The organism is Polaromonas sp. C04 (assembly GCF_002002705.1).
Taxonomy (GTDB): Bacteria; Pseudomonadota; Gammaproteobacteria; order Burkholderiales; family Burkholderiaceae_C; genus Rhodoferax_A.
In genome coordinates, this window is record NZ_MUNS01000043.1 from 1 (window position 1) to 23151 (window position 23151).

Sequence of the window (23151 nt, forward strand, 5' to 3'; positions counted from 1 at the left end):
GGGTGGGGGCGTAGATGATGCGTGGGGGTCGGAGCGCGCGGCGGTAGCAATCGAGAGTGACTGCTTTGCCGAGACAAACCAGTCATCCATGATGGAATGACACTGGCTAATCGGCGTCGCTGCGTGGTCACGCATCGCGCGTCACACTGAGGCAGAATTCGTGAATTGCATTGACCATCTGGCTTAGCCCCGGTTGCTCCAACGGATAGTGGCCAGCATTTTCCAGCATCACAACCTTCAGCGGCACACGCTTAATTCGCTTCAGGAACAACTCACTCAGATGCAAAGGTGTCCAGCGATCCTGCGCTGGCTGCGTCAGGAGAATTGGACATACGTCGAAATCCTCCGGTTCGATCGTCGGCGAGTAGCTCATGTAGCTGGCCAGGAAACTCATCGTTACCCACTTGCCGGCCGAGGTCTTGTCCGCCAAGCAGGCCTTCAGTGCTGCCTTGTCGTTGACCAGTGCATTCATCTTGCCCGCAGCCGTCATTGGCATGCGCAAGCCGGACAAGGGCGTCCGAGCAGTCACCAGTGCCAGAGGTCCGCCCACTCGGCTCATGAATCGGTTAAGTGCTGTCTCGTCGCGCACCTGCTGAACCCGCTGATCGAGGAACGTCATGCCAACGATGCCTTTGATGTTCCCATTCTTTGCCGCAACATGGTAAGTCTCCATACCCCCTGCGCTCAGGCCATAGAGGATGATCGGACGGCTGTCCTTCGCCAGTTCCGCGTTGACGAGGTCACTACCGGCCTGAACCCAGTCGTCGTACCGAACCGGCTTGCCGCGGCCTAGTTGTGTCAAACCGTACTCCGGCATATCGATGGCAATCATCTCGAAGCCCCTGTGTCCAAGCGGGGCGCCGAGAATGGAGGACATCTGGCGGCCGTTCGTTCCGAGGCCATGGAAAAGAATGACCTTGAGCGGCGCGGCTTCATTGCGATAACAGTCGAGATGAATATGGTGCGGCCCCCAAGGCCACCACTCTTCTTGCGGCTCCTGTCCGGGCCGAAGTTGAAACTCAGCAGGAAGAAAGCTTTGAATCTCGCGCCAATTCTTTTGCTTGGCATAGGTTTTCATCTGCGGTCCCGCATCAAGGTCACGGTTTGTCGGTGTGCATTCTTCGGCGTCTAACCCAGCTCCTTGACGGCGATCTGGTCGATGTCACCCACCGCATCGTCCAACTTGCCGATCAGGGCTTCGGTTGTGAACCCGCCCTTGCAAGGAATTGCAGCAGCGCCGCATTGAACGCCGCGGGCTGCTGAGCGATCGCCAAATGGCGGCCAGGTATCGTTACAAACTGGACGCCGGGAATGCAAGCGGCCGCTCCCTCCGAGGCAATGTGGTAGTAAGAGCGTGTGTCTTTGCCGACGGTGATCAATACCGGTTTCTTGATCTGATGAAGCATATCGCACGTGATCGGAGGTTGCGGCGGTGCCGCAAGAGCGAGCGTCCAAGTGCGCGCATTGTCGAGGAACATGGTACGAATTTCCGGCGTCGTGGTCTCCCAGAAATCAGGCTGGTGGTTGACCCCGATCGGGGTCAGCCGAGCCACACTTGCGAAGTCGTCGGTCTTCGCCGCAGCGATCACAGGCCCCAACGCGGCCACGTGATCCTCGTTCGCGATCTTGACGATCGCGGGGTCGGTAACGTAGCTTATCGTGCCTGGCTCATGGATAGTCAGGCTGTGCACCAGCTCCGGATGCTGCAACACCACCAACATGACGATCGGACCGCTGTAGGACCAGCCGACGAGGTCCACCGGGCCGGCGTTCAAACCGCGAATGAAGGCGGCAATATCGTCCGCGTCCGTCTGCTGCGAGTATTTCGATTCACCATCGGGCCACGGGGCTGTCCCGAAATAACGCATGTTGAGAGCGATGAAGCGATAGTGCGGCGCGATGGCTTGACGTTGCGCATCCCAGGCGCGGTAGTCTGTGCAGCAACCGTGAATGAAAATCACGGACGCGCCATCCCCCTGTTCCTGATAGACGAGCGTGACACCGTTGACGCTGGCCTGCTTGATCCGCGGACCACCGGATGTTCCCGCCGACCAAGCCTGGCCGATCGCCAGGAGGAGCAAACCACAGATCAAGCAGACCTTCATCGTGGTATGAAGGTTGGTCCAGTTGTGGATTCGTGAAACGTATGGCACCCGGGTGGGTGCGCCCATCGAGATGTCCGCTGCGGACGCAGTGCTCGCCGAACTCAGCGTAAGAACGGTACGGTGATTCATGGTTTTAACTCCCGTTGGGAACCCGACATTCCTCTACTGGCCCCTGACTCCATCGGACGCTCAGTGGATGGCTATCTCGACGGCGAACTGACCCCCTGGAATGCTTCGGTACGTGAATGTGTAGGACTTTCCCGAAAGCGGTGCGAGACTGCCCGTGGCCAGCTTGTACACGCCCTTGGAAGAGCCGGTGAAGCCGGTCACCTTGCCGTCAACCATGATGAACGTGGTTTTTTGTTCGCTCGTTTCATAAACTGCGATTGCGCCAGGCTTGCGTATGACCCCGTTAGCTGAAAGCGTCTCGCCGACCCCTTTGTCCCACTCATAAATGTTCATGCCAGTCGTGATGGCCCCGTCCATCATTCCGCCTTCATTTCGACAACTGTATTGAGTGACGGATATTGCATGGCCCTCCCGGTCCCCGACTGGCTCTTGGGGAGCCACGCCGACGTTCTGGCAGGTGGCTTTAAAAGTCATGGTGGCCTGGGCCGGTGCGCTCGTGGAGAGCGTTGTCAACACCAGAGCGGCGGCCAAATTGAGAATGCGGGCTGCGTGGCTCATGAGTTTTCCTTAGGTTTATGTGAGACCGCGAGAACACTACGCTCCAGATGCAACTCCAACCCCTCCACCATTTGCAGCCGAAGTGAAGGAAAGCATAGGCGACGCCTCAACCCGATTCAAGGCTTTTCACGGGCGAGGCGGCGTGCCTGGACAGTACGGGTATTTGGGGCCGCGAAAAAATTGCCCTCAAGGGGTGCCCACCACACTCTTGTCGCGTCGGGCGCTGTGGGCGTGACTCGGCTTTTCCGGACGGTCGGCTGGTATCTGTCTTGTTAGCCGGGCGCGCCCCGGCACTCAGGGCCAGGCACCGGTTACCTTGACCTTGCCTCACGCAATTCTTGCCTTGAAGGCCCGCTTTGCGCCGATGTGGTAGTCGGCACTGGGGCGAATCAGGGTTTGGGCTGGAGCGGCCATTCCTGGTCGGGTGCAGGTGTCGCAATCGTTGAAATCATTGCCGCATAGCCGGTATTCCACTTGCAGAGTTCGGGGGCCGCTTTCGGGCGACCAGTTTTGAAATCTCTACAGCCGCACCCGGTCTGCTGCTGACGGTCGAGAAAAAAATCCCGATCGATAGCTGGCACTGAACGGCGCCGAATTGCGGGTCGAATGGGTTGGCCAGAAAGCTGTCATTGGGCACTTCAAAACCATGGTTCCAGATTACGACCACCGGTCACAGGCTCCATCGTTCCCGAAGCGGGCGTAGACACATCCACGCATCAACCGAAGCTATTCAGTGAATGACGGTAGACGCAAATCGCCGGTTTCTGCCACTTCACTTGCGGTCAGTTGTTTCTTTATTGGTCTAACCCGTCCACCTTGAATCAACTGCGGACTCTATATCCCGAGGGCAAAAGTCGGCATCGACTCTCGGCAATTGCCGGCGATACGCCCCCGGCGGCACACCAAACCAGCGCTTGCAGGCGCGAAAGAAATTGCTCTCATCGCCAAACCCCAGCAACGCCGACACCTGCGACAGCGTGTGCCGGGGGTCGGCCAGGTACTTGCGCGCCAGCTCCACGCGCAATTCGTCCAGTACTTGCTGGTAGCTGCTGTGCTCGGCCAGAAGGTGGCGCTTCAGCGTGGCATCGCTGAGATGCAGCTGGCGTGCAATGTCCTGGCGCAGCGGCTCGCCGTCGTGCAGATTGGCCAACACCTGGCGGCGCACCTTGGCCACCATGCTCTGGTCACCCAGGTCGTGCAGGCGGAGGGCAATCAGTTGCTCATGCACCGCCAGGATGGCCGGGTTGTGGCTGGACAGCGGGGCATTCACATCTTGCAGCCGCAGCAACAACCGGGTGGCCTGCTGGCTGAACTTGACCGGGCACTGGAACGCCTGTTGGTACGGTAGCAGGCTTTCCGGCGGCGCGAATTCAAACTCCGCCGTCAGCGGCTGCAAGTCCTGGTGCGTCAGCCAGTTGCACAGCATCAGGATGGTGAGCAACCCATATTCGGTGCGCTGGCGCGGCACCGGGCGCATATTGCCCAGGTGACCCAGTGTGAGCGCACACCGGTCGCCCTGCACCGCCACGTGGAAGGTGGCGGCGTCGGACACCACGGCCATCGCTTCAGCCATGCGCTGCAGGCCGGCCAGCAACGTGGGGCTGGAGACCATGGCGTAACCCACCAGGTCGAAATTGCCATAACGCGCCGCCAGGTCGCGCGACAAGCCCAGGTGCGGGTTGCCGGAGCGGACGACCGCCTGCTCCCACAGCACGCTCATGTCGTCGGCCGAATAGCGCGCCTGCGGGTCGCCCAGTTGGCCCATGTCCAGCCGGGCAGCCGCAAACAGAGCGGGCACGTCGAGCCCCTGCGCGGCAAACATGTCGGCCACGCCCTTGAGCCAGGTGGCGGAGCTGGTGCGCGCGGTCATCGCATGAGCCGCAAAGTCAGTTGATTGCTGCCGTTGGGATAGTGCACTGCGGCCCCCCGGCTCCTAGAATTTTTCTGGGTGCATGGCATAGCCCGCAGTGTGCGCGCGGGGGCCATGCAACACAAGCCAGACTAATACCAATGGAGACAATCACATGAACATTACGGCTCTTCAACGGCTGGGCACCGGCCTGGCGCTGGCCGCCGGTCTCTACGGCTGCGGCGGCTCGTCCGCGCTGGTGGACCCGACGCTGCGCGCCACCGCGTACGGCCAGGTGCAGGGCAACGACGACAGCGCTGCGACCGGCACCTATTCCTGGAAAGGCATTCCCTTCGCCAAACCACCGGTGGGCACGCTGCGCTGGAAGGCGCCGGTCGATCCCGCCGCCTGGAGCGGCACGCTGACGACGCGCAGCTTCGGTAACGCCTGCATCCAGTACGGGCGCATCTACGGCCCCGGCGCCAACAACAAGTACGACGCCACCATAGGCACCACGCTGAACACTGCGGTGGGCAGCGAGGACTGCCTGACGCTCAACATCTGGCGCCCCGCCAGCACCGACGCCAGCCTGCCGGTGATCTACTTCATCTACGGTGGCAGCGACGTGTCGGGTTATTCGGCCGACCCGGTGTACGACGGCGCCGCGCTGGCCAGGAGCGCCAACGCGGTGGTGGTGACCGCCAACTACCGCGTGGGCCTGTTCGGCTGGCTGAACCTGCCGCAGCTCAAGACCGGCAGCAATGCCAACGACGACTCGGGCAACTTCGGCACGCTGGACACCATCAAGACACTGCAGTTCATCAACAAGAACATCGCCAACTTTGGCGGCGACCCCGGCAACGTCACCGTCATGGGCCAGTCGGCCGGCGCTATCAATGTCTATGCGCTGATGACCTCGCCCCAAGTGGTCAGCGCCAGCCCCAAACTGTTCCATAAGGCGGTGGCCATCAGCGGCGGCATTTCACTGGCCAGCGAGCTGCCGGCCGGCTCCATCGCCACGCTAAGCCCGGCCTCCACCTATCTGGCCCAGGGCAACGCCCTGCTGTACAACCTGCTGATCGCCGACGGCAAGGCCACCGACACCGCCTCGGCCCAGGCCTATGCGGCCACCCAGACCGACGACCAGATCGCCAGCTACCTGCGCGGCAAGGACGGCAGCACCATCTTCACAGTGCTATTGACCAAGCTGGCGGCAGCAGGCTTGTCAGGCTCCGGGCCTATCCCCGAGGGCACCGTGGTGCCGGTGGACCCGGTGGCCAACATCAGCGCTGGCAATTACCTGAAGGTGCCGCTGCTGGCCAGCAACACGCGCGACGAGGCCAAGCTGTTCGCCTCCTTCCTGGCACTGTCGCCCGCGCTGGGCGGCGTGCCCGGGCTGATCGTCAGCGACGCCAGCCGCTACGCCACCATGTTCACCTTCAACCCGGATGCGCCCACCACGCTGACCGACGCCGACTTCATCAACCCGCAGTACCTGCCAGTGGCCACGCCGGGCACCGGCTACAACGCCAAGACGGACCTGCTCAACAGCATCTTCTTCCTGCCCAGCCGCGACAACGTGCTCAGCGCGGTGAAGAGCCAGCAGAGCGGCGTGTGGTACTACCAGTTCAACTGGGACAAGGAGCCGGCGCCGTGGAACGATGTGTATGGCGCGGCCCATGCGTTCGACCTGCCCTTCCTGTTCGGTAACTTCGGCCCCTCGCTGTTCGGCAACGTGATAGGTGGCACCGCCAACAAGGGCGGGCGCCTGGCCCTGTCCAACGCCATGATGAAGAGCCTGGCAGCCTTCGCTAGGAACGGCGACCCCAACGACCCGGCCCTGGGTGTGACCTGGCCCACCTGGCCCAAGAAGTTGGTATTCGACGCCACACTGACCGACAAGGCGATTTCAGTGCCCTAAAGTGCGCAGCGTGGACAACCTCAACGCGCCAGGCATGATTTCAGGCAATTAAGCGGGCGCTCGTTCGAGGAATGAGCGCCCGCTCCTGGTCGGCTGCGGGTGCCTCGATCGTTGAATTCATCGTCACTGAGCGAGCACGCAGTCGCAGTCAAGTTTCACTGCTTTCAATTTAATAGCTACTCGCCAAGACTGCATAAGGGCTACAGTCACTTTTCATATATATTTTTGAAACCCGTAGCCCGCGGCGGACTCGCACCCGGATCGTGCCGCCGCGCGAATGCGGTGACTTTCCGCAGTGGTTGCAAAGTCCCCATCGGGAGGTGAGGGACTGAAGCCGGTCGGCCACAGGCCGGCTCCGGTCCATAAAATGACCAAGGCGGGCACATCCCTTGGGCTCGCCTGTTTCCTCTTATTGGTACCTCCATGGATGCATCCCCCAGCAACGCCCGCCCTGTGCCGGGCAGCAAGTTCACCAGCCCGCAGGGCACCCGCGCGATCAAGGACGGCATCCGCCCGAGTGCGCTCAGCAGCGTGCCCGACGCGGCCCCCAAGCCGCCCTGGCTGCGCGTGAGAGTGCCGGCCGGCGCGAAATACGAGGAAATCCGCGACATCGTGCACACCCACAAGTTGTCCACGGTGTGCGCCGAGTCGAAGTGCCCGAATATCGCCGAGTGCTGGGGGCGCGGCACCGCGACCTTGATGCTGATGGGATCGGTCTGCACGCGCGCCTGCAAGTTCTGCGCGGTCAGCACCGGCAACCCGCACGGCTGGCTCGATCCGCTGGAGCCCGCGAGCGTGGCCGACGCGGTGGCGCTGATGAATCTGAAATACGTGGTGTTGACCTCGGTCGACCGCGACGACCTGCCCGATGGCGGCGCCGCTCACTACGCCGCCTGCATCCGCGCGATCCACGCGCGCATGCCGCAGACATCGGTCGAGGCGTTGACGCCGGATTTCGCCGGCCACCACGAGCAGGTTGCCACGGTGATCGATGCGGGATTGGCCACTTATGCGCAAAACATCGAAACGGTCGAGCGGCTGACCCATCCGGTGCGCGATGCGCGCGCGGGCTATCGGCAGACTCTTGGCATTCTCAAGTTTGCCAAGCGCCATGCGCCGCAAACCATCGTCAAGACCAGCCTGATGCTGGGCCTGGGCGAGACCGACGCCGAGATCGACCGCACACTGGACGACCTCCGCGCGGCCGACGTGGACGTGGTGACGATGGGCCAGTACATGCGGCCCACGCACAACCACCTGCCGGTCGAGCGCTTTGTGACGCCCGGGCAATTCCAGGCGTACCGCGACATGGCGCTCGCCAAGGGTTTTCTTGAGGTCGTTGCGGGGCCGCTGGTGCGATCGAGCTACCGGGCCGAGCAGGTGTTGCAACACAACAATGTGGGCCTTGCGCCAGATGTCGCCGACGGCATCCGCCAGACGGCCTCGATGCGCTGCTGAACCCGGTCAACCCCAGGGAACCGCCCCGGCCAGCGTGGCCCTGACGCCGGCCTCGTCCATGGCGGCAAGCAACTGTTCCGCCTCGATCAGGCTGCTCGCATTGAGTTCATTTTTCAGCACCTCGTCGCCGCCAGTGCGGCTGAAAACGACCAGATAGCTGCCGTAGGACGCCTCCAGCAACGCGGCCTGCCACTGGTTGCCCTGTGCATCGTCGAAACTGCGCATGATGTGTTTTCCAAAATCGGGATTCACAGGATAGCGTGCGGGCGCACGCCTTGCTGCCCTGGCCGCTACAGTTGTTGGGTGTCGGCCTTTTCCATGTGCCGGGATGCTCCCCAGGCCTGATTCCGGCGTTTTTTTGTCCTTTAACCAAACGGAGATTTGCCAATGAGTGCCACTGTTCTGATCACGGGTTGTTCCTCGGGCATCGGCGCGGCCACCGTGCGCCGGTTTGCCGACCAAGGCTGGAACGTTGCTGCGACACTGCGAAACCCCTCGGCGGCCCGCTTCGAGCCAGGCACGGGCCGTGTCGAGGCGTTCGCGCTCGACGTGACCGACCAGCACTCGGTCGACGCGGCGGTCGCCCGCACGCTCGAGCGCTTCGGGCGGATCGACGTGCTGATCAACAACGCCGGCTACGGCCTGTTCGGCCCGTTCGAGAGCGCCACGCCGCAGGCGATCAGCCGCCAGTTCGAGACCAACGTCTTTGGCGTGTTCGCCGTGACGCGCGCCGTGCTGCCGCACATGCGCGAGCGCGCCAGCGGGGTGATCGTCAACGTGGCCTCCTTGACCGGGCTGGTCGCGATGCCGCTGTACTCGCTGTATGCGGCCTCGAAGTACGCGGTGGTCGGATTCTCCGAATCGCTGAGCCACGAACTCGCGCCGCTCGGCATCCGGGTCAAGGTGATCGCGCCCGGCGCGGTGGCGACGGACTTCTCGGGCCGCTCGATGGCGCGCACCTTCGAGGGCGACGGCGGCCCCTACGCGGACTCGATCCGCAAGGTCGTGGGCACCTTCGAGGCGAATCGCGCCGTGGGCGGCGCCACGCCCGAGCGGCTGGCCCAGGCCCTGTACGACGCAGCGACCGACGGCAGCGCCCAGGTGCGCTACGTGGTTGGCGACGACGCGCTCGCCGTCATGCAGTCGCGCAGGGAACTCGGCGAGGAGGCCCTGCTGGGGGCGCTCCGCCAGCGCTTTGGATTGGCGTCCTGAAGCAGGCGCCGCTCCTGATTTAATAGCTTCAAGCCTAGATTCTACAAAGGCTACAGCCACTTTTCATACAAATTCCTGGCCGCGGCGCAAAGCGTCCACGACCAGCGCCAGGGCGGGCGAGGCACTGCGGCTGGCGTAGTACAGGTGGTACCCGGGGAACGTCGCCGCCCAGTCGTCCAGCACGGACACGAGGCGGCCCGCCGCGATGTGGCCGTCGACGGTGTCAACGGGAGCCCAGGCCAGCCCAAGGCCGGCCAGCGCCGCGGCGATGATCAGCTCGCTGGCGTTGAACGCGAGCCGTCCCGACACGTGGGCGCTGAGGATGCGTCCGCGCCGCGCGAACTCCCATTTCAGCAGCCCGCCGTGGGACGGCAGGCGCAGCCCGATGCAATCGTGTTCGGTGAGGTCCTGCGGCGCATCGGGCCGCGGGCGGCGCGCGAAATAGTCCGGGCTGCCGACCACGGCCATGCGCATGTCCGGCGCCATGCGCATCGCGATCATGTCCTTGGCCACGTCGGCGCCCAGGCGCACGCCAATGTCGAAGCGCTCGGCCACGATGTCGGTGAAGCGGTTGTCGCTGCTGATCTCGACCTTGATGTCGGGGTATCGGGGCAGCCACGGCAGCAGCCTGGGCCAGACCAGCGTGCGCACGGCATGTTCGGTTGCCGTGATGCGCACGGTGCCGGCCGGCTTGCCGCGCATCTCGCCCAGCACAGCCAGTTCGGCTTCGATGTCCGCCAGGCGCGGGCCCACCGTCTGGTACAGCCGCTCACCCGCTTCGGTGGGCGAGACGCTGCGCGTGGTGCGGTTCAGCAGCTTCAGGTCGAGCCGGCGCTCCAGCGCGCGCACCGTCTGGCTGAGCGCGGGCTGCGACACGCCCAGTTGTGCGGCGGCGCGCGTGAAGCTGCCCTCGCGCACAACGCTTGCGAAGGCCGCGAGATCGTCGAATCGTGCCATTGATAAGTACTGCTTATAAAGTCATGTCGATCAGGTAGTCTAGTCATTCAATGGCGGCGTGACTACAGTCCCTGACATGGATTCACGACAAGGACACACCACCATGAAAACACGTCAACTGGGCCGCAGCGGCCTGACCGTCTCTGAGCTGGGCCTGGGCTGCATGGGCCTGAGCTACGGCTACGGGCCTGCCACCGACACGGCTGACGCCGTAAGGCTGATCCGCGCCGCCTTCGAACGCGGGATCACGTTCTTCGACACGGCGGAGGCCTATGGCCCCTTCATCAACGAAAGCGTGGTTGGCGAAGCGCTGGAGCCGATGCGCGACCAGGTCGTGATCGCCACCAAGTTCGGCTTTCGCGAGGGCGACACCGGCAAGGGCCTGGACAGCCGGCCGGAACGCATCCGGCAGGTGGCCGACGAGGCGCTGAAGCGCCTGCACACGGACCGCATCGACCTGCTCTACCAGCACCGCGTCGATCCGCAGGTGCCCATGGAGGAGGTGGCCGGCACCGTGAAGGAACTGATCCGCGAGGGCAAGGTGAAGCACTTTGGCCTGTCCGAGGCCGGCGTCGACAGCATCCGCCGTGCGCACGCGGTGCAGCCGGTAACGGCGTTGCAAAGCGAATATTCCTTGTGGTGGCGCGAGCCCGAGAAGGAGATCCTGCCAACGCTGGAGGAGCTGGGTATTGGCTTCGTGCCATTCAGCCCGCTGGGCAAGGGCTTCCTGACGGGCGCGATCGACGCGCAGACATCGTTCGGTGCAACCGACTTCCGCAACACGGTGCCGCGCTTCGCGCCCGAAGCCCGGCAGGCGAACCGCGCGCTGGTTGACGTGCTGGCCGGCATTGCAGCGCGCAAAAAGGTGACCCCTGCCCAGCTCGCGCTGGCCTGGCTGCTCGCTCAAAAGCCATGGATCGTGCCGATCCCCGGCACCACCAAGCTGCACCGTCTCGAAGAAAACACCGGTGCCGCGGCGGTCATGCTGTCGTCCGAGGACCTGAAGGAGATCGAGGCGGCCGTCTCGAGTGTTCCGGTGCAGGGCGCGCGCTACTCGGCAGACCGGCAAAAGCTCGTGGGCCGTTGAGTGCGGCCGACGAGAACAATCGCAGGCGCAGCCTGAACGGAGCATGATCATGCCCATGAACTATCGGTATCTGGGCCGCAGCGCCCTCAAGGTTTCACCCCTGTGTCTGGGTGCGATGATGTTCGGCGGCGAGACCGACGAGGCGACCGCCAGGCGCATCATCGACAAGGCGCACGACCAGGGCGTCAATTTCATCGACACGGCCGACGTCTATCACGCGGGGCGTTCCGAAGCAATCGTGGGGCGTGCCATGGCGGATCGGCGCGACCACTGGGTTGTCGCGACAAAGTTCGGCTACCCGACCGCCCAGGGTCCAAACGAGCAGGGTCAGTCGCGCAAATGGATCATCCAGTCGGTCGAAGCGAGTCTGAAGCGCCTGGGCACGGACTACATCGACATCCTGTACTTCCACCGGGCGCTCGCCGGGGCGCCGCTGGAGGAAGGCGTGCGTGCCATTGGCGACCTGATCCGCCAGGGCAAGGTCCGTTACTTTGGCGTGTCCAACTTCCGCGGCTGGCGCATTGCCGAGATCGCGCGCCTGGCCGATCAGCTGGGCATCGAACGGCCGGTCGCGAGCGAGCCGCTGTACAACCTCGTCGACCGCACCGCCGAGGTCGAGCAACTGCCGGCGGCGGCCCACTACGGTCTGGGCGTCGTCTCGTACAGCCCGCTGGCGCGTGGCGTTTTGAGCGGCAAGTACGCGGTCGATGCGCCGCCGCCCGCCGACTCGCGCGCAGGCCGCGGCGACAGGCGCATCCAGCAGACCGAGTGGCGGGCGGAGTCTCTCAAGGTTGCGCAAACCATCGCCGCTCATGCCGCGCAGCGCGGCACGACGTCGATTGCGTTCGCGCTCGCGTGGGTGCTCCAGAACCGGTTGGTGAGCGCCACCATCGCGGGGCCGCGCACCGAGGCCCAGTGGGACCGCTACATCGAAGCGTTGACGCTGCAGCTTGGCCCGGACGACGAGACGCTCGTGGACAGCCTCGTTGCGCCGGGTCACGCTTCGACCCCGGGCTATACCGATCCGGGCTACCCGATCGAAGGACGACGAGTCACGTGACGGCGCGGCCCCTAGCGCAAGAGATCTTCCAACTCCGCCATCGCCACAAAAACATGCTGCGCTCCCGCGCCCCTGAGCGCCGCCGGCGCATCGTGGCCGGCCTGCGGCGGGCTGAAGCCGAACACGGTCGCGCCGGCAGCCACGCCCGCCGCGACGCCGGTCACCGTGTCCTCCACCACGGCGCAGTGCGCGGGCGCCACGCCCAGCGCCGCAGCGGCGGCCAGGTAAACGTCGGGCGCGGGCTTGGAACGGGGCAGTTCGTGCCCGCTGAAGATGCGCCCCTCGAAGTACGGCATCAGGCCGCACTTCTCCAGTTGCAGTTCGACCTTGAAGCGGTCGGCGCCGGAGGCGCAGGCGATACGGCCCTCAAAGCGCTCATGCAGCAGCGCCACGGCCGCCGCGGAACCCTCGATGGGCCGGAGGTGGCGCATCAGGCCGTCGTTGCGGCGCTCGCGAAAGCGCGCCATCCAGGCCTCGCTCAAAGGCTGGCCGGTGCGCGCCTCGATCAGCGCGCGCTCGTCCTTGACCGCCTTGCCGACGAACAGGCGCATGCATTCTTCGGCGCTCAGACTCCAGCCCATCTCACCCAGCATGTCGCGCAACACACCGTTGGTGATGGACTCGGAGTCCACCAGCACACCATCGCAATCGAACAACACTGCTTCAAAATTCATAGCTACTTGTGCATACCCAATATGGGCTGCAGCCACTTTTCATTTAAATAGTTCAGAAAAACATGCCGTCCACATAGTACCAACGCCCGTCCTCGCGCACGAAGCGGCTGCGCTCGTGCAGGCGCACGGCGCGGCCGGCGACGCGATGGCGCGCGACGAACTCGACCTCGGCGTGATCGGCATCGAGCAGGCGCTGTGCGCGCACCTCCAGCCCCAGCCACTGCGCGCCGGGTTCGAAGTCCAGCGTTGGCGGGCGGGTGCTGGAGTGCCAGGTGGCGAGCAGGTAATCGGCGCGTTCCAGCACAAAGGCGCTGTAGCGCGAGCGCATGAGCGACTCGGCGTCGGGCGCCGCAAGCCCCGCGTGCAGGTAGCGGCCGCAGCAGGCCTCATGCGCGAGCGGGCGGCCACGCGCGTCCAGCCGCCCGCACGGGCAAGCCGCGCCGGGCGCTGCGCGGCTCACGCCTTTTTGGCCTTGCGCTGCTCCAGCGTTTCGGTCGGCGCGCCCTGCTTCACCCATTCGGCATAGCCGCCGTCGATGTGCGCCACGTTGGTCATGCCCATGTCCTGCAGCGCCTTGGTGGCCAGCGCGCTGCGCCAGCCGGCGCCGCAGAACAGGATGAATTCCTTCGACTCGTCGGCAAACAGCGGCTTGTGATAGGGCGACGCGGGATCGACCCAGAACTCGAGCATGCCGCGCGGCGCATGGTAGGCGCCGGCCACGGTGCCCGCGTTCAGTTCGCGCACGTCGCGGATATCGACGATTTGCACATGAGGGTCGCCGAGCCGGGCGCGCACCTCGGCCACCGAGTAGGTTTTGACCTGGGCCATGGCCTCGTCGACGAGTTGTTGGTAGCCTTTGGTGATGGGCATCGATGTTCTCCTGAAAATGGTTCGAGGGGTATCCCCCGAAACTGGAGAATAGCGGCAACTCGGGTTCGCGCGCGGCCCCCATCCCCGCCTTCCCCCGGAGGAGGAAGGGGCAAGACCATCAGATCAGGCCGATGTCGCGCGGCTTCACGCCCGCAAACACCTGGTCGAGCTGCCCCGCATTGAGTCCGAACTGGCGCGCGAACAATCCTGCCAGCACGGCGCGGTACTCATTGAGCACGGGGTAGTCGCGGTTCTGGAACAGCGTGGCCTGTTCCACCCGGACCTGGTCGCCCGCCAGCCGGTTGCCGCGCACGCCCCCGCCCAGCACCCAGTACACGGTGCCGTGCCCGTGGTCGGTGCCGCGATTCCCGTTTTGCCGGAAGGTGCGGCCGAACTCGCTGATCACCACCACCGTGGTATCGCGCCAGCCCGGGCCCATTTCCTGCGCAAAGGCCGCCAGCCCCTGGCCGAGTTCGTCCAGCCGGTTCGCCAGATAGCCCTGGGCACCGCCCTGATTCACATGCGTGTCCCAGCCGCCGACATCGACGAAGCCGATGTTGTAGCGATCGCTCATCAGGCGCGCGATGCGGCGCGCCTCGCCGCCGAAGCCCTTGGCCGTCATGGCATCGCGGCTGGCGGCGTCCATCTGGGCCGTCATCTCGCGCGTCACCTCGTCGCGCACCGAGAAGCCCTCATTGACGCGCGACGCCAGCGCCGTGCCCTGGTACATGGACGCAATGAGCTGGCTCTGGCGCGGGTCGACCGAAGTCCTGGCGACGGTCTTGAGTGCCGCGTTGGGCACCTGCACCTTGCCCTGCAGTGACAAAGGCAGCTGGTTGGTGAAGGCAATCGGCGTGGCGCCGTTGACCACGGACGCGAGCCGGTTCAAAAAACCCGAGCGGTAGTCCCGGCTGCGATCCAGTGGCTGCCCCAGCTCGATGCTGTCCTGGGTTTCGAAATGGCTGCGCGAGCTGTCGTCCGTCCCGGCGAAGGGAACGAAGGCCACCTGGCCTTTTTGGTACAGCGGAAAAATCGTGTCGCGCAGCGCCGGGTGCAGGCCCCAGTCGGCGTTGAGCGGCAGCGCCGTATTCAGATCGGCGCCGGGGCGCGGCACCGCAATGTCGGGGCGCGCCTCGTAGTAAAAGCTGCTGGAGACCGGCACCAGCAGGTTGCAGGCGTCGTAGGCGCCGCGCAAAAAGACGATCAACAGGCGCGATTGCGCGGCCGGCGCGGCCAGCAGTTGTCCGGCGCCCCCTGCCAGCGGCAGGGCACCGATTGATTGGAGCAGGTTGCGGCGTTTCATGGCGACTCCTTCAAGACGTCAGCGGTTCATCCACTCGGGCGACGACAGCAGGAAGGTATTCCACTCCTGCGGCGAGGCCGCCTGGTCCAGCGCGTGGCGCGTGGCCGGGCTCAGCGTCTGGCGGATGGCGTCAAAGTACAGCGCATTGGCCAGTTGCGGGAAGGCCGGCCGCTCGCGGGGCTGCGGCTCATCGGCCTTGAACAGGCCGGCGCTGCCCGACCCAATGGCCTTGGCAATTTCAAAGCGCGTGGCCATCTGGCCCGGGCTGGCCCAGGCCGACTCGATCAGGGGGTAGCCGTCGGGCGTCTGGTGGCCGTACAAGGGCTCGCCCATGCGGTTCAGCCAGTTCAGGATCGGGGCTACGTTGAGGATGGTCTTGTCGTCATAAGCCAGCCGCAGGGACGAGATCACGTAGCGCATCGGGTCCTTGAACTTGCGCCCAGCCAACTGCGCGAATTCGCGCGAAGTCAAGAGGGTCTGCAAGGTGGCGGCGATGTCGCCGTCAGTGTGCGCAAACGTCTGCGCCATGCGCGCCACCAGCGCCGGCGGCGGATCGTCCGACAGCCAGTACACGGCCAGCTTGTGGCTGATGAAGCGGGCCGTGGCTGGCGCACGCGCCAGCCGGTCCAGCGCCTCGTCGAACTCGGCCAGGCCCTGGCTGCGGATCGGCTGGCCCAGGAAATCCTTGGGACCGAAATCGTGCCGCCGCGGGTTGAACACGAACGCGCCCTGGCGCACGTAAAAAGGCTGCAGCTCGCGCCGCAGCGCCGGCTCGTTCGCGCCGTAGTTGACGCCCACGCCGGTCAGGATGCGCGCCAGTTCCTGCACGTCGTGCTGCGTGTAGCCGGCGTTCACGCCCAGCGTGTGCAACTCCATCAGTTCGCGCGCGTAGTTCTCGTTGATGTGGCCCGCGGCGTTTTGCACGTTGTCCAGATACACCAGCATGGCCGGGTGGTGCGCGACCGCGCCGAGCAAATCCCTGAACTTGCCGAGCGCATGGGGCCGGATTGCCGTGTCTTCGTAGTCGCCGATCGTGGCGCGCAGATTGCCCTTGTACTGGAACACGCTGAAGTGGTTCATCCAGAACCAGGTCATCTGCTCCTGGAGCTGGTTCGGGGAATAAAGCGCGCGCAGGATGTGGCGCGTCGCCGCCTCGCGCCCGAGCCGGTTCATCTCCTGCTGCCAGGCCTGCAGCGCGGCCTTTTTGTCATCGTCGTTGGTGAGGGCCACGGCAGCCTTGCGGCGTTGCGCCATCTCCTGCGCCAGCTCGCCCATCGGCCGCTGGCTGATGCTCATGGCGTCGATCTGCGCCTGCACCGCCGGCGGGAGCCGCGCAGGCGTTGGATGCAGTTGCCGGCTCAGGTAGGGGTCGAGGCGGGAGCCCTGCGCCTGCTCGACCGCAGCGGTGTTGGCGCCCCAGGTGAGGTGATTGATGACCTTGAACACCTCGACGTCGCCCGGTTGGCCCGGCCCCGGCGCTGGCGCCGTCGTGGCCACAGGGGTACCGGCCACGCCCGGTGTGGTGCAGCCGCCCAGCATCCCGCCGGCGAGCAATGCCGCCAGAGTGGTGACGGGCAGAAGGCGGCCAACAGCCATTTTGCGAGACCGCTTACTGGCCGATCGCCTTGCTGTTCTTGTTCAGTTCCTGGTTCAGCGCCTTGTCATCGACCTTCGTGATGTGGCTGCCGTCCTGCCGGGCCATGGACCGCTCCTGCGCGCGCACCCCCCTGTCGTTGGCGCGCAACTGGTGCGCCTGCTGGTGGGTGATTTCCCCTTCCTTGACCTCATGGGTGATGCGCTGGTTCTGGACGTGCAGGCGGTGGTTGACCTCTTCGCGGCGCGGATGGGCCTTCTGCCACGGCGTGTCGGCGGCGAATGCATTGCTGGTCAAAAAGCCGGCAGCCGTGGTCAGGGCGAGCAGGGCCAGAGTGGTGCGGACGGAGGTTTTCATGCTGTGTTCCTTGTGGTTTCCGGCAGACCCCTTTGGTGTGCCTGGGTACTCTAACGCCGGCGCCGAAACCGGAGCCGACCGCCGGCGGAACCTTTACACAACGGAAACATCGGGGCGCTGCGCGCGGCCCTCGTCATGGAATACCCCCGGAATCACAGCGCGCGCTGGATGATGATTTTCTGTACGTCGGAGGTGCCTTCGTAAATCTGGCACACGCGCACGTCGCGATAGACGCGCTCGACCGGGAAGTCGCTCACATAGCCGTAGCCACCCAGCGTCTGGATCGCAGCGCTGCAGACCTGCTCGGCCATTTCGCTGGCGAACAGCTTGGCCATGGCGGCCTCCTTGAGGCACGGGCGGCCCGCGTCACGCAGGCTCGCGGCGTGCCAGATCAATTGCCGCGCCGCTTCTATTTTCATAGCGCACTCCGCAAGCCGGAAGCCGACTGCCTGGTGATTGATGATGAAAGTGCCAAAACTCTCGCGCTCCTTCGCATAGGCCACGGCGCAGTCGAACGCGCTGCGCGCCATGCCTACGCTCTGCGCGGCAATGCCGATGCGCCCGCCCTCCAGCCCACCCAGCGCGATCTTGTAGCCCTCGCCCTCCAGGCCGATCAGATTCTCCGCCGGAATGCGGCAGTTCTCGAAGTTGATCTGCGCCGTGTCACTGCTGTGCTGGCCCAGCTTGTCCTCGATGCGCGCGACCACATAGCCGGGGTTGTTGGTCGGCACCAGAAAGGCGCTCATGCCCTTTTTGCCCGCGCCCTTGTCGGTGACGGCGATGACGATGGCCACCTGGCCGTTCTTGCCGCTGGTGATGAACTGCTTGACGCCGTTGATGACATATTCATCGCCCTGGCGGGTCGCGGTGGTGCGCAGCCCCGACGCATCGCTGCCCACATGCGGCTCGGTCAGGCAGAACGCGCCCAGCATCCGGCCCTGCGCCAGCGGGGTCAGCCATTGCTTTTTTTGCGCCGCATTGCCGTAGCGCAGCAGGATCGCGTTGACCGGGCAATTCGTGACGCTAATGGCGGTGCTGGTGCCGCCGTCGCCGGCCGCGATTTCTTCCAGCACGAGAGCCAGTGTCACGTAATCCAGATGGGCGCCGCCGAACTCCTCGGGCACGCAGATGCCGTAGGCGCCGAGCTCGGCCAGGCCCTGGTGCGCTTCTTTCGGGAAGTGATGCGTCTTGTCCCACGCCGGCGCGTTCGGCCACAGCTGTTCCTGGGCGAAAGCGCGCACGGCGTCGCGAATCATTTCCTGGTCTTGGGTCAGTAGCATGGTGCGGGGCGTGGGTGTTGACGTATGTTTCAATTATGCTGCTGCATCCCCACGCAGTGCCCGTCCCCCCGGTCGCGGGTTCATTCCCAGGCCTGCCTTCAGCCTTAAAGTAGAAAATTGTGAATCTGGCATTCCGGAAATTCTTCGCAGCCGCATGCTTGCTCGGCCTGCCCTACGGTGCGATGGCGGCCAGCGCAAGCCCGCAGGACACGACGGCGGAGCCGTGGAGCATCCACGGGCAGCTGACCAACACCACGCAGTGGCACCCTGCGTTTCAGGCGCCTTACAGCGGAACCAACAGCCTGTCGCCGCGCAGCGACAGTGCAGAAAGCACCGACATGACCCTGTTCCTCGGTGCGCGCCTGTGGCAGGGCGGTGCCCTTTACCTGAACCCCGAGATCAACCAGGGTTTCGGCCTGAGCGACACGACGGGTGTTGCCGGCTTTCCCAGTGGCGAAGCCAGCCGGGTGGGGGCGAACACACCTTACGCTCGCCTGCCCCGCGCGTTCATCCGCCAGGTCATCGATCTGGGCGGTGCCGCGGTGCCGGTGCAGGCCGGGGCGAATCAGCTCGGCGGTAGCCAGGCGGCAGACAACCTCACCGTGACGGTAGGCAAGTTTTCGGTCGTCGACATTTTTGACACCAACAGCTACGCGCACGACGCCCGTGCGGACTTTCTGAACTGGTCCGTTGTGGATGGGGGCGCCTTCGACTACGCGGCCGACGCCTGGGGCTATACCGTGGGCGCGGCCGTGGAGTGGACGCGCTCCTGGTGGACCCTGCGCACCGGCCTGTTCGATCTCTCGACCGTGCCCAACGGGGAGCAGCTGGATCCTCGTTTCAAGCAATATGAATGGGTGGGCGAGCTGGAAGCACGCCATCAACTCTTCGGCCACCCGGGCAAGGTGAAGCTGCTGGGCTTTGTGAACCGCGCCAACATGGGCCGCTATGCGGACGCACTGGGTCTGGCGCAGCAAACGGGCGCTGCGCCGGACACGGCGCTGGTGCGGCGTTTTGCCTCCCGCGCCGGCGCGGTGCTCAATATCGAGCAGGAGGTGGCGCCTGACCTGGGCATTTTTGCCCGTGCCAGCGTGAACAACGGCAGCCGGGAAGCCTACGAGTTCACCGACATCAACCGATCGCTGTCCGCGGGCCTTGCCCTGCAGGGCGACCGCTGGGGCCGGCACGACGACACGGTGGGCGTCGCGGCAGTGGTGAACGGTCTATCGGACGCGGCACGCGCGTATTTCGCCGCCGGCGGCCTGGGCGTCCTCATCGGCGACGGGCAGCTCAGTTACGGCACGGAACGGATCGCCGAGATGTATTACAGCTGGCAGGTGCAAAAGCATGTTGCCATCACCTTCAACTTCCAGCATGTCGTCAACCCGGGCTATAACCGGGATCGCGGCCCGGTGCCCTTGGTCGCGCTGCGGATGCACGCCGAATTCTGAAGCATGAGCCGCCGGTGGCGGCCCGACAGCGGCGCGTTACAGCAGTTCCAGCGCCACCGCGGTCGCTTCGCCGCCGCCGATGCACAGGGTGGCAATGCCGCGCTTGAGTCCGCGCGCGCGCAGGGCGTACATCAAGGTGACCATGATGCGGGCGCCGCTGGCGCCAATCGGATGCCCCAGGGCGCAGGCGCCGCCGTTGACGTTAACGATTTCATGCGGAATCGACAGCTCGGTCATCAGCGCCATCGGCACCACGGCAAAGGCTTCGTTGATTTCCCACAGGTCCACGTCCTTCGCACCCCAGCCGGTCTTGGCCAGCAGCTTTTGCACAGCGCCCACCGGCGCGGTGGCAAACCAGTTGGGCTCCTGCGCGTGCGTGGTGTGGCCGACGATGCGCGCCAGCGGCTTGGTGCCCAGCCGGGCCGCGGTCGCAGCCCCCATCAGCACCAGCGCGGCGGCGCCGTCGTTGATGGACGAGCTGGACGCGGCGGTGATGGTGCCGTCTTTCTTGAAGGCGGGTTTGAGTTGCGGGATCTTGTCGAGCTTGACCTTGCCCGGGCCTTCGTCGATGGCAATCACCGCCTCGCCGGCGCGGCTCTTGACCGTGACGGGCGTGATCTCGGCCCGGAACGCTCCTGATTCCGTAGCAGCCTTGGCACGCTGGACGCTGGCTATGGCGAATTTGTCCTGTGCTTCACGGGTAAAGCTGTATTTGGCCGCGCAGTCTTCACCGAACGTTCCCATGGAGCGACCGGGCTCATAGGCGTCTTCCAGCCCGTCGAGCATCATGTGGTCGAAAATCCGGTCGTGGCCCATGCGGTAGCCGCCGCGCGCCTTTTGCAGCAGGTAGGGCGCGTTGGTCATGCTCTCCATGCCGCCGGCCACCATGACATCAAAGCTGCCCGCCAGCAGCATGTCGTGCGCCAGCATGGCGGCCTTCATGCCGGAGCCGCACATCTTGGACAGCGTGACCGCGCCCGCGCTCTTGGGCAGCCCGCCCTTGAATGCCGCCTGGCGCGCCGGCGCCTGGCCCTGCCCCGCCATCAGGCAGTTGCCAAACAGCACCTCGCCGACCAGGTCGGGCGCAATGCCGGCGCGCTCGACCGCCGCCCTGATGGCCGCGCCGCCCAGGTCGTGCGCCGCGAGGCTGGAAAAATCGCCCTGGAAGGCGCCCATGGGGGTGCGGGCCGCACCGACAATAACGATGGAATCAGACATGATTTTTTCCTTGCAAAAGAAGAGCGATCCGAATCAACCACAGTTGACGTTTACGTAAACGTCAATTCTGACAGAATCGGTGCACGATGCAAGCCGGCACGCCTTTCACGCCTTGCTGATCGGAATGTAAATCTCCGCGCCCTTGCGCTTGAACTCCTCCGACATGCTCTGCATGCCCTCGCTCAGGGCCTGCTCGTCCGTCACACCCAGGGTCTTGGCGTATTCGCGCACTTCCTGGGTGATTTTCATGGAGCAGAACTTGGGCCCGCACATGGAGCAGAAGTGCGCCACCTTGGAGGAGTCCTTGGGCAGGGTCTCGTCATGGAAATTGCGCGCCGTGTCGGGGTCCAGCGACAGGTTGAACTGGTCCATCCAGCGGAACTCGAAGCGCGCGCGCGACAGCGCATCGTCGCGCGCGCGTGCGCCCGGGTGGCCCTTGGCCACGTCGGCCGCGTGCGCCGCGATCTTGTAGGTGATGATGCCGGTCTTGACGTCTTCGCGGTCCGGCAGGCCCAGGTGTTCCTTCGGCGTGACGTAGCACAGCATCGCCGTGCCGTACCAGCCGATCATGGCGGCGCCGATGCCGCTGGTGATGTGGTCGTAGCCGGGGGCGATGTCGGTGGTCAGCGGGCCCAGCGTGTAGAACGGTGCCTCGTGGCAGTGCTCCAGTTGCAGATCCATGTTCTCCTTGATCATGTGCATGGGCACATGGCCGGGGCCTTCGATCATGACCTGCACGTCATGCTTCCAGGCCACTTGCGTGAGCTCGCCGAGCGTGCGCAGCTCGGCGAACTGGGCCTCGTCGTTGGCGTCTGCGCCCGAACCCGGGCGCAGGCCGTCGCCCAGCGAGTAGCTCACGTCGTAGGCCTTCATGATCTCGCACATTTCCTCGAAGTGCGTGTAGAGGAAGTTTTCCTTGTGGTGCGCGATGCACCATTTCGCCAGGATCGAGCCGCCGCGCGAGACGATGCCGGTGACACGGTTCGCCGTGAGGTGGATGAACGGCAGGCGCACGCCGGCGTGCACCGTGAAGTAGTCCACGCCCTGCTCGGCCTGTTCGATCAGGGTGTCGCGGAAAATCTCCCAGGTCAAATCCTCGGCCACGCCGCCGACTTTTTCCAGCGCCTGGTAGATCGGCACCGTGCCGATCGGCACCGGCGAGTTGCGCACGATCCAGTCGCGTGTGGTGTGGATGTTCTTGCCGGTCGACAGGTCCATCACCGTGTCGGCGCCCCAGCGGATCGCCCAGACCAGCTTTTCCACCTCCTCCTCGATGCTGGAGGTCACCGCCGAATTGCCAATGTTGGCGTTGATCTTGACCAGGAAGTTGCGCCCGATGGCCATCGGCTCGAGCTCGGTGTGGTTGATGTTGGCCGGGATGATGGCGCGCCCGCGCGCCACCTCGTCGCGCACGAATTCCGGCGTCATGACCTTCGGGATCGCCGCGCCAAAGCTGTTGCCGGCCAGGCGCTTTTCGCGTGCGGCGTCCTGCTGGTATTGCTGCATCCACTCGAGCTTCTGGTTCTCGCGGATCGCCACGTATTCCATCTCGGCCGTGACGATGCCCTGGCGCGCATAGTGCATCTGCGACACGTTGGCGCCGGCACGGGCGCGCCGCGGCGCGCGCTGCAATCCCGCGGCCTGGGCGCGCAAAGCGGCCAGCGTGTCGGTTTCGCCGTGTTTGGCGCCGTCGTCCAGCGCGAACGGCGCGCGGCCCGCATAGGCCTCGGTGTCGCCTCGAGCGTCGATCCAGTGCTGGCGCGGCGTCGGCAGGCCGCGCCGCACGTCGATCACGGCATCGGGGTCGGTATAGGGGCCCGAGGTGTCGTACACCGTGACGGCCTCGCCGTTGCTTTGCAGGATTTCGCGCAGCGGCACCTTGATGCCAAGCGCGCCCGTGACGTAGCGCTTGCGCGACGCCGGCAGCGGCTCACGCGTGAGGTTGATGAATTGGGCTAATTTGTCGGGTGCATTCATGGCAAAGTCTCCTGGTCAATGGCACATTGCTCCGAAGGACGGTGACAACCATGCGAACTGAAAGGAGACGACACGATGCCCCCAAGGGGAC

Annotated in this window: 21 protein-coding genes; 6 read left to right on the forward strand and 15 right to left on the reverse strand. The window is 64.9% G+C overall.

The window, feature by feature from the left end; all coding sequences use genetic code 11:
• Positions 1–127 precede the first annotated feature (127 nt).
• The 4 genes from B0E49_RS19415 to B0E49_RS19430 all read right to left on the reverse strand — a co-directional run bounded on the left by B0E49_RS19415 (position 128) and on the right by B0E49_RS19430 (position 4662).
• The gene (locus B0E49_RS19415; RefSeq protein ID WP_077564376.1) at positions 128–1078 is read right to left on the reverse strand and encodes an alpha/beta hydrolase; all 951 of its coding nucleotides are present in this window, start codon (positions 1076–1078) and stop codon (positions 128–130) included.
• Positions 1079–1190: 112 nt separating this feature from the next.
• Entirely contained in the window at positions 1191–2234 is a 1044-nt protein-coding gene (locus tag B0E49_RS19420; RefSeq protein WP_077564378.1) for an alpha/beta fold hydrolase, read from the reverse strand.
• Positions 2235–2294: 60 nt separating this feature from the next.
• A complete protein-coding gene (locus B0E49_RS19425; protein WP_077564380.1) occupies positions 2295–2792 on the reverse strand; it encodes a hypothetical protein in 498 nt (165 codons plus the stop codon).
• An 802-nt stretch (positions 2793–3594) separates the two neighbouring features.
• A complete protein-coding gene (locus tag B0E49_RS19430) occupies positions 3595–4662 on the reverse strand; it encodes an AraC family transcriptional regulator (protein WP_286138152.1) in 1068 nt (355 codons plus the stop codon).
• Between the two features lie 154 nt (positions 4663–4816).
• Here B0E49_RS19430 and B0E49_RS19435 point away from each other — a divergent pair, with 154 nt between their 5' ends.
• Positions 4817–6562: a carboxylesterase/lipase family protein gene (locus tag B0E49_RS19435; RefSeq protein ID WP_077564382.1), complete on the forward strand. Its 1746-nt coding sequence runs from the start codon at positions 4817–4819 to the stop codon at positions 6560–6562.
• 423 nt (positions 6563–6985) lie between these two features.
• A complete protein-coding gene (gene lipA / locus B0E49_RS19440) occupies positions 6986–8020 on the forward strand; it encodes a lipoyl synthase (RefSeq protein ID WP_077564384.1) in 1035 nt (344 codons plus the stop codon).
• A gap of 6 nt (positions 8021–8026) precedes the next feature.
• Here the strand turns inward: lipA and B0E49_RS19445 are convergent, their stop codons facing one another.
• On the reverse strand, positions 8027–8245 hold the full coding sequence (locus B0E49_RS19445) for a hypothetical protein (protein ID WP_077564386.1): 219 nt from the start codon (positions 8243–8245) through the stop codon (positions 8027–8029).
• Positions 8246–8407: 162 nt separating this feature from the next.
• Between B0E49_RS19445 and B0E49_RS19450 the strand changes: the two genes are divergently transcribed.
• A complete protein-coding gene (locus tag B0E49_RS19450) occupies positions 8408–9232 on the forward strand; it encodes an SDR family oxidoreductase (protein ID WP_077564388.1) in 825 nt (274 codons plus the stop codon).
• Between the two features lie 63 nt (positions 9233–9295).
• Here B0E49_RS19450 and B0E49_RS19455 read toward each other — a convergent pair whose 3' ends face one another.
• A complete protein-coding gene (locus B0E49_RS19455) occupies positions 9296–10189 on the reverse strand; it encodes a LysR family transcriptional regulator (protein ID WP_077564390.1) in 894 nt (297 codons plus the stop codon).
• 103 nt (positions 10190–10292) lie between these two features.
• Between B0E49_RS19455 and B0E49_RS19460 the strand changes: the two genes are divergently transcribed.
• Positions 10293–11276: an aldo/keto reductase gene (locus tag B0E49_RS19460; RefSeq protein WP_077564391.1), complete on the forward strand. Its 984-nt coding sequence runs from the start codon at positions 10293–10295 to the stop codon at positions 11274–11276.
• Between the two features lie 55 nt (positions 11277–11331).
• Positions 11332–12336 (forward strand): aldo/keto reductase, encoded by a 1005-nt coding sequence (locus tag B0E49_RS19465; protein WP_077564460.1) that lies wholly within the window; start codon positions 11332–11334, stop codon positions 12334–12336.
• 11 nt (positions 12337–12347) lie between these two features.
• Here B0E49_RS19465 and B0E49_RS19470 read toward each other — a convergent pair whose 3' ends face one another.
• The 7 genes from B0E49_RS19470 to B0E49_RS19500 form a co-directional block, all read right to left on the reverse strand.
• Entirely contained in the window at positions 12348–13010 is a 663-nt protein-coding gene (locus B0E49_RS19470) for an HAD family hydrolase (RefSeq protein ID WP_077564393.1), read from the reverse strand.
• Between the two features lie 52 nt (positions 13011–13062).
• Positions 13063–13470, reverse strand: coding sequence for a YchJ family protein (locus B0E49_RS19475; protein ID WP_077564403.1), 408 nt, complete (start codon positions 13468–13470; stop codon positions 13063–13065).
• A complete protein-coding gene (locus tag B0E49_RS19480; protein ID WP_077564405.1) occupies positions 13467–13880 on the reverse strand; it encodes a rhodanese-like domain-containing protein in 414 nt (137 codons plus the stop codon). Before B0E49_RS19480 ends, B0E49_RS19475 begins: the two co-directional genes overlap by 4 nt.
• Before the next feature lie 118 nt (positions 13881–13998).
• Positions 13999–15183, reverse strand: a complete 1185-nt coding sequence (locus B0E49_RS19485) for a DUF1501 domain-containing protein (protein ID WP_077564407.1) — start codon at positions 15181–15183, stop codon at positions 13999–14001.
• Positions 15184–15201: 18 nt separating this feature from the next.
• Positions 15202–16779, reverse strand: a complete 1578-nt coding sequence (locus tag B0E49_RS19490; protein ID WP_077564409.1) for a DUF1800 domain-containing protein — start codon at positions 16777–16779, stop codon at positions 15202–15204.
• 13 nt (positions 16780–16792) lie between these two features.
• A complete protein-coding gene (locus B0E49_RS19495; RefSeq protein WP_077564411.1) occupies positions 16793–17134 on the reverse strand; it encodes a hypothetical protein in 342 nt (113 codons plus the stop codon).
• Between the two features lie 152 nt (positions 17135–17286).
• On the reverse strand, positions 17287–18414 hold the full coding sequence (locus B0E49_RS19500; RefSeq protein ID WP_077564419.1) for an acyl-CoA dehydrogenase family protein: 1128 nt from the start codon (positions 18412–18414) through the stop codon (positions 17287–17289).
• A gap of 182 nt (positions 18415–18596) precedes the next feature.
• Between B0E49_RS19500 and B0E49_RS19505 the strand changes: the two genes are divergently transcribed.
• Positions 18597–19865 (forward strand): carbohydrate porin, encoded by a 1269-nt coding sequence (locus tag B0E49_RS19505; protein WP_077564462.1) that lies wholly within the window; start codon positions 18597–18599, stop codon positions 19863–19865.
• A 36-nt stretch (positions 19866–19901) separates the two neighbouring features.
• Here B0E49_RS19505 and B0E49_RS19510 read toward each other — a convergent pair whose 3' ends face one another.
• A complete protein-coding gene (locus tag B0E49_RS19510) occupies positions 19902–21083 on the reverse strand; it encodes an acetyl-CoA C-acyltransferase (RefSeq protein ID WP_077564421.1) in 1182 nt (393 codons plus the stop codon).
• Positions 21084–21188: 105 nt separating this feature from the next.
• Positions 21189–23060: a phosphomethylpyrimidine synthase ThiC gene (thiC, locus tag B0E49_RS19515; RefSeq protein WP_077564423.1), complete on the reverse strand. Its 1872-nt coding sequence runs from the start codon at positions 23058–23060 to the stop codon at positions 21189–21191.
• Positions 23061–23151 lie beyond the last annotated feature (91 nt).

Bases quoted from the DNA above. Each gene is read 5' to 3' on its own strand.
- B0E49_RS19415 (WP_077564376.1), bottom strand. From the start codon at position 1,078: ATGAAAACCTATGCCAAGCAAAAGAATTGGCGCGAGATTCAAAGCTTT.
- B0E49_RS19420 (WP_077564378.1), bottom strand. From the start codon at position 2,234: ATGAATCACCGTACCGTTCTTACGCTGAGTTCGGCGAGCACTGCGTCC.
- B0E49_RS19425 (WP_077564380.1), bottom strand. From the start codon at position 2,792: ATGAGCCACGCAGCCCGCATTCTCAATTTGGCCGCCGCTCTGGTGTTG.
- B0E49_RS19430 (WP_286138152.1), bottom strand. From the start codon at position 4,662: ATGACCGCGCGCACCAGCTCCGCCACCTGGCTCAAGGGCGTGGCCGAC.
- B0E49_RS19435 (WP_077564382.1), top strand. From the start codon at position 4,817: ATGAACATTACGGCTCTTCAACGGCTGGGCACCGGCCTGGCGCTGGCC.
- lipA (WP_077564384.1), top strand. From the start codon at position 6,986: ATGGATGCATCCCCCAGCAACGCCCGCCCTGTGCCGGGCAGCAAGTTC.
- B0E49_RS19445 (WP_077564386.1), bottom strand. From the start codon at position 8,245: ATGCGCAGTTTCGACGATGCACAGGGCAACCAGTGGCAGGCCGCGTTG.
- B0E49_RS19450 (WP_077564388.1), top strand. From the start codon at position 8,408: ATGAGTGCCACTGTTCTGATCACGGGTTGTTCCTCGGGCATCGGCGCG.
- B0E49_RS19455 (WP_077564390.1), bottom strand. From the start codon at position 10,189: ATGGCACGATTCGACGATCTCGCGGCCTTCGCAAGCGTTGTGCGCGAG.
- B0E49_RS19460 (WP_077564391.1), top strand. From the start codon at position 10,293: ATGAAAACACGTCAACTGGGCCGCAGCGGCCTGACCGTCTCTGAGCTG.
- B0E49_RS19465 (WP_077564460.1), top strand. From the start codon at position 11,332: ATGAACTATCGGTATCTGGGCCGCAGCGCCCTCAAGGTTTCACCCCTG.
- B0E49_RS19470 (WP_077564393.1), bottom strand. From the start codon at position 13,010: ATGAATTTTGAAGCAGTGTTGTTCGATTGCGATGGTGTGCTGGTGGAC.
- B0E49_RS19480 (WP_077564405.1), bottom strand. From the start codon at position 13,880: ATGCCCATCACCAAAGGCTACCAACAACTCGTCGACGAGGCCATGGCC.
- B0E49_RS19485 (WP_077564407.1), bottom strand. From the start codon at position 15,183: ATGAAACGCCGCAACCTGCTCCAATCAATCGGTGCCCTGCCGCTGGCA.
- B0E49_RS19490 (WP_077564409.1), bottom strand. From the start codon at position 16,779: ATGGCTGTTGGCCGCCTTCTGCCCGTCACCACTCTGGCGGCATTGCTC.
- B0E49_RS19495 (WP_077564411.1), bottom strand. From the start codon at position 17,134: ATGAAAACCTCCGTCCGCACCACTCTGGCCCTGCTCGCCCTGACCACG.
- B0E49_RS19500 (WP_077564419.1), bottom strand. From the start codon at position 18,414: ATGCTACTGACCCAAGACCAGGAAATGATTCGCGACGCCGTGCGCGCT.
- B0E49_RS19505 (WP_077564462.1), top strand. From the start codon at position 18,597: ATGGCGGCCAGCGCAAGCCCGCAGGACACGACGGCGGAGCCGTGGAGC.
- B0E49_RS19510 (WP_077564421.1), bottom strand. From the start codon at position 21,083: ATGTCTGATTCCATCGTTATTGTCGGTGCGGCCCGCACCCCCATGGGC.
- thiC (WP_077564423.1), bottom strand. From the start codon at position 23,060: ATGAATGCACCCGACAAATTAGCCCAATTCATCAACCTCACGCGTGAG.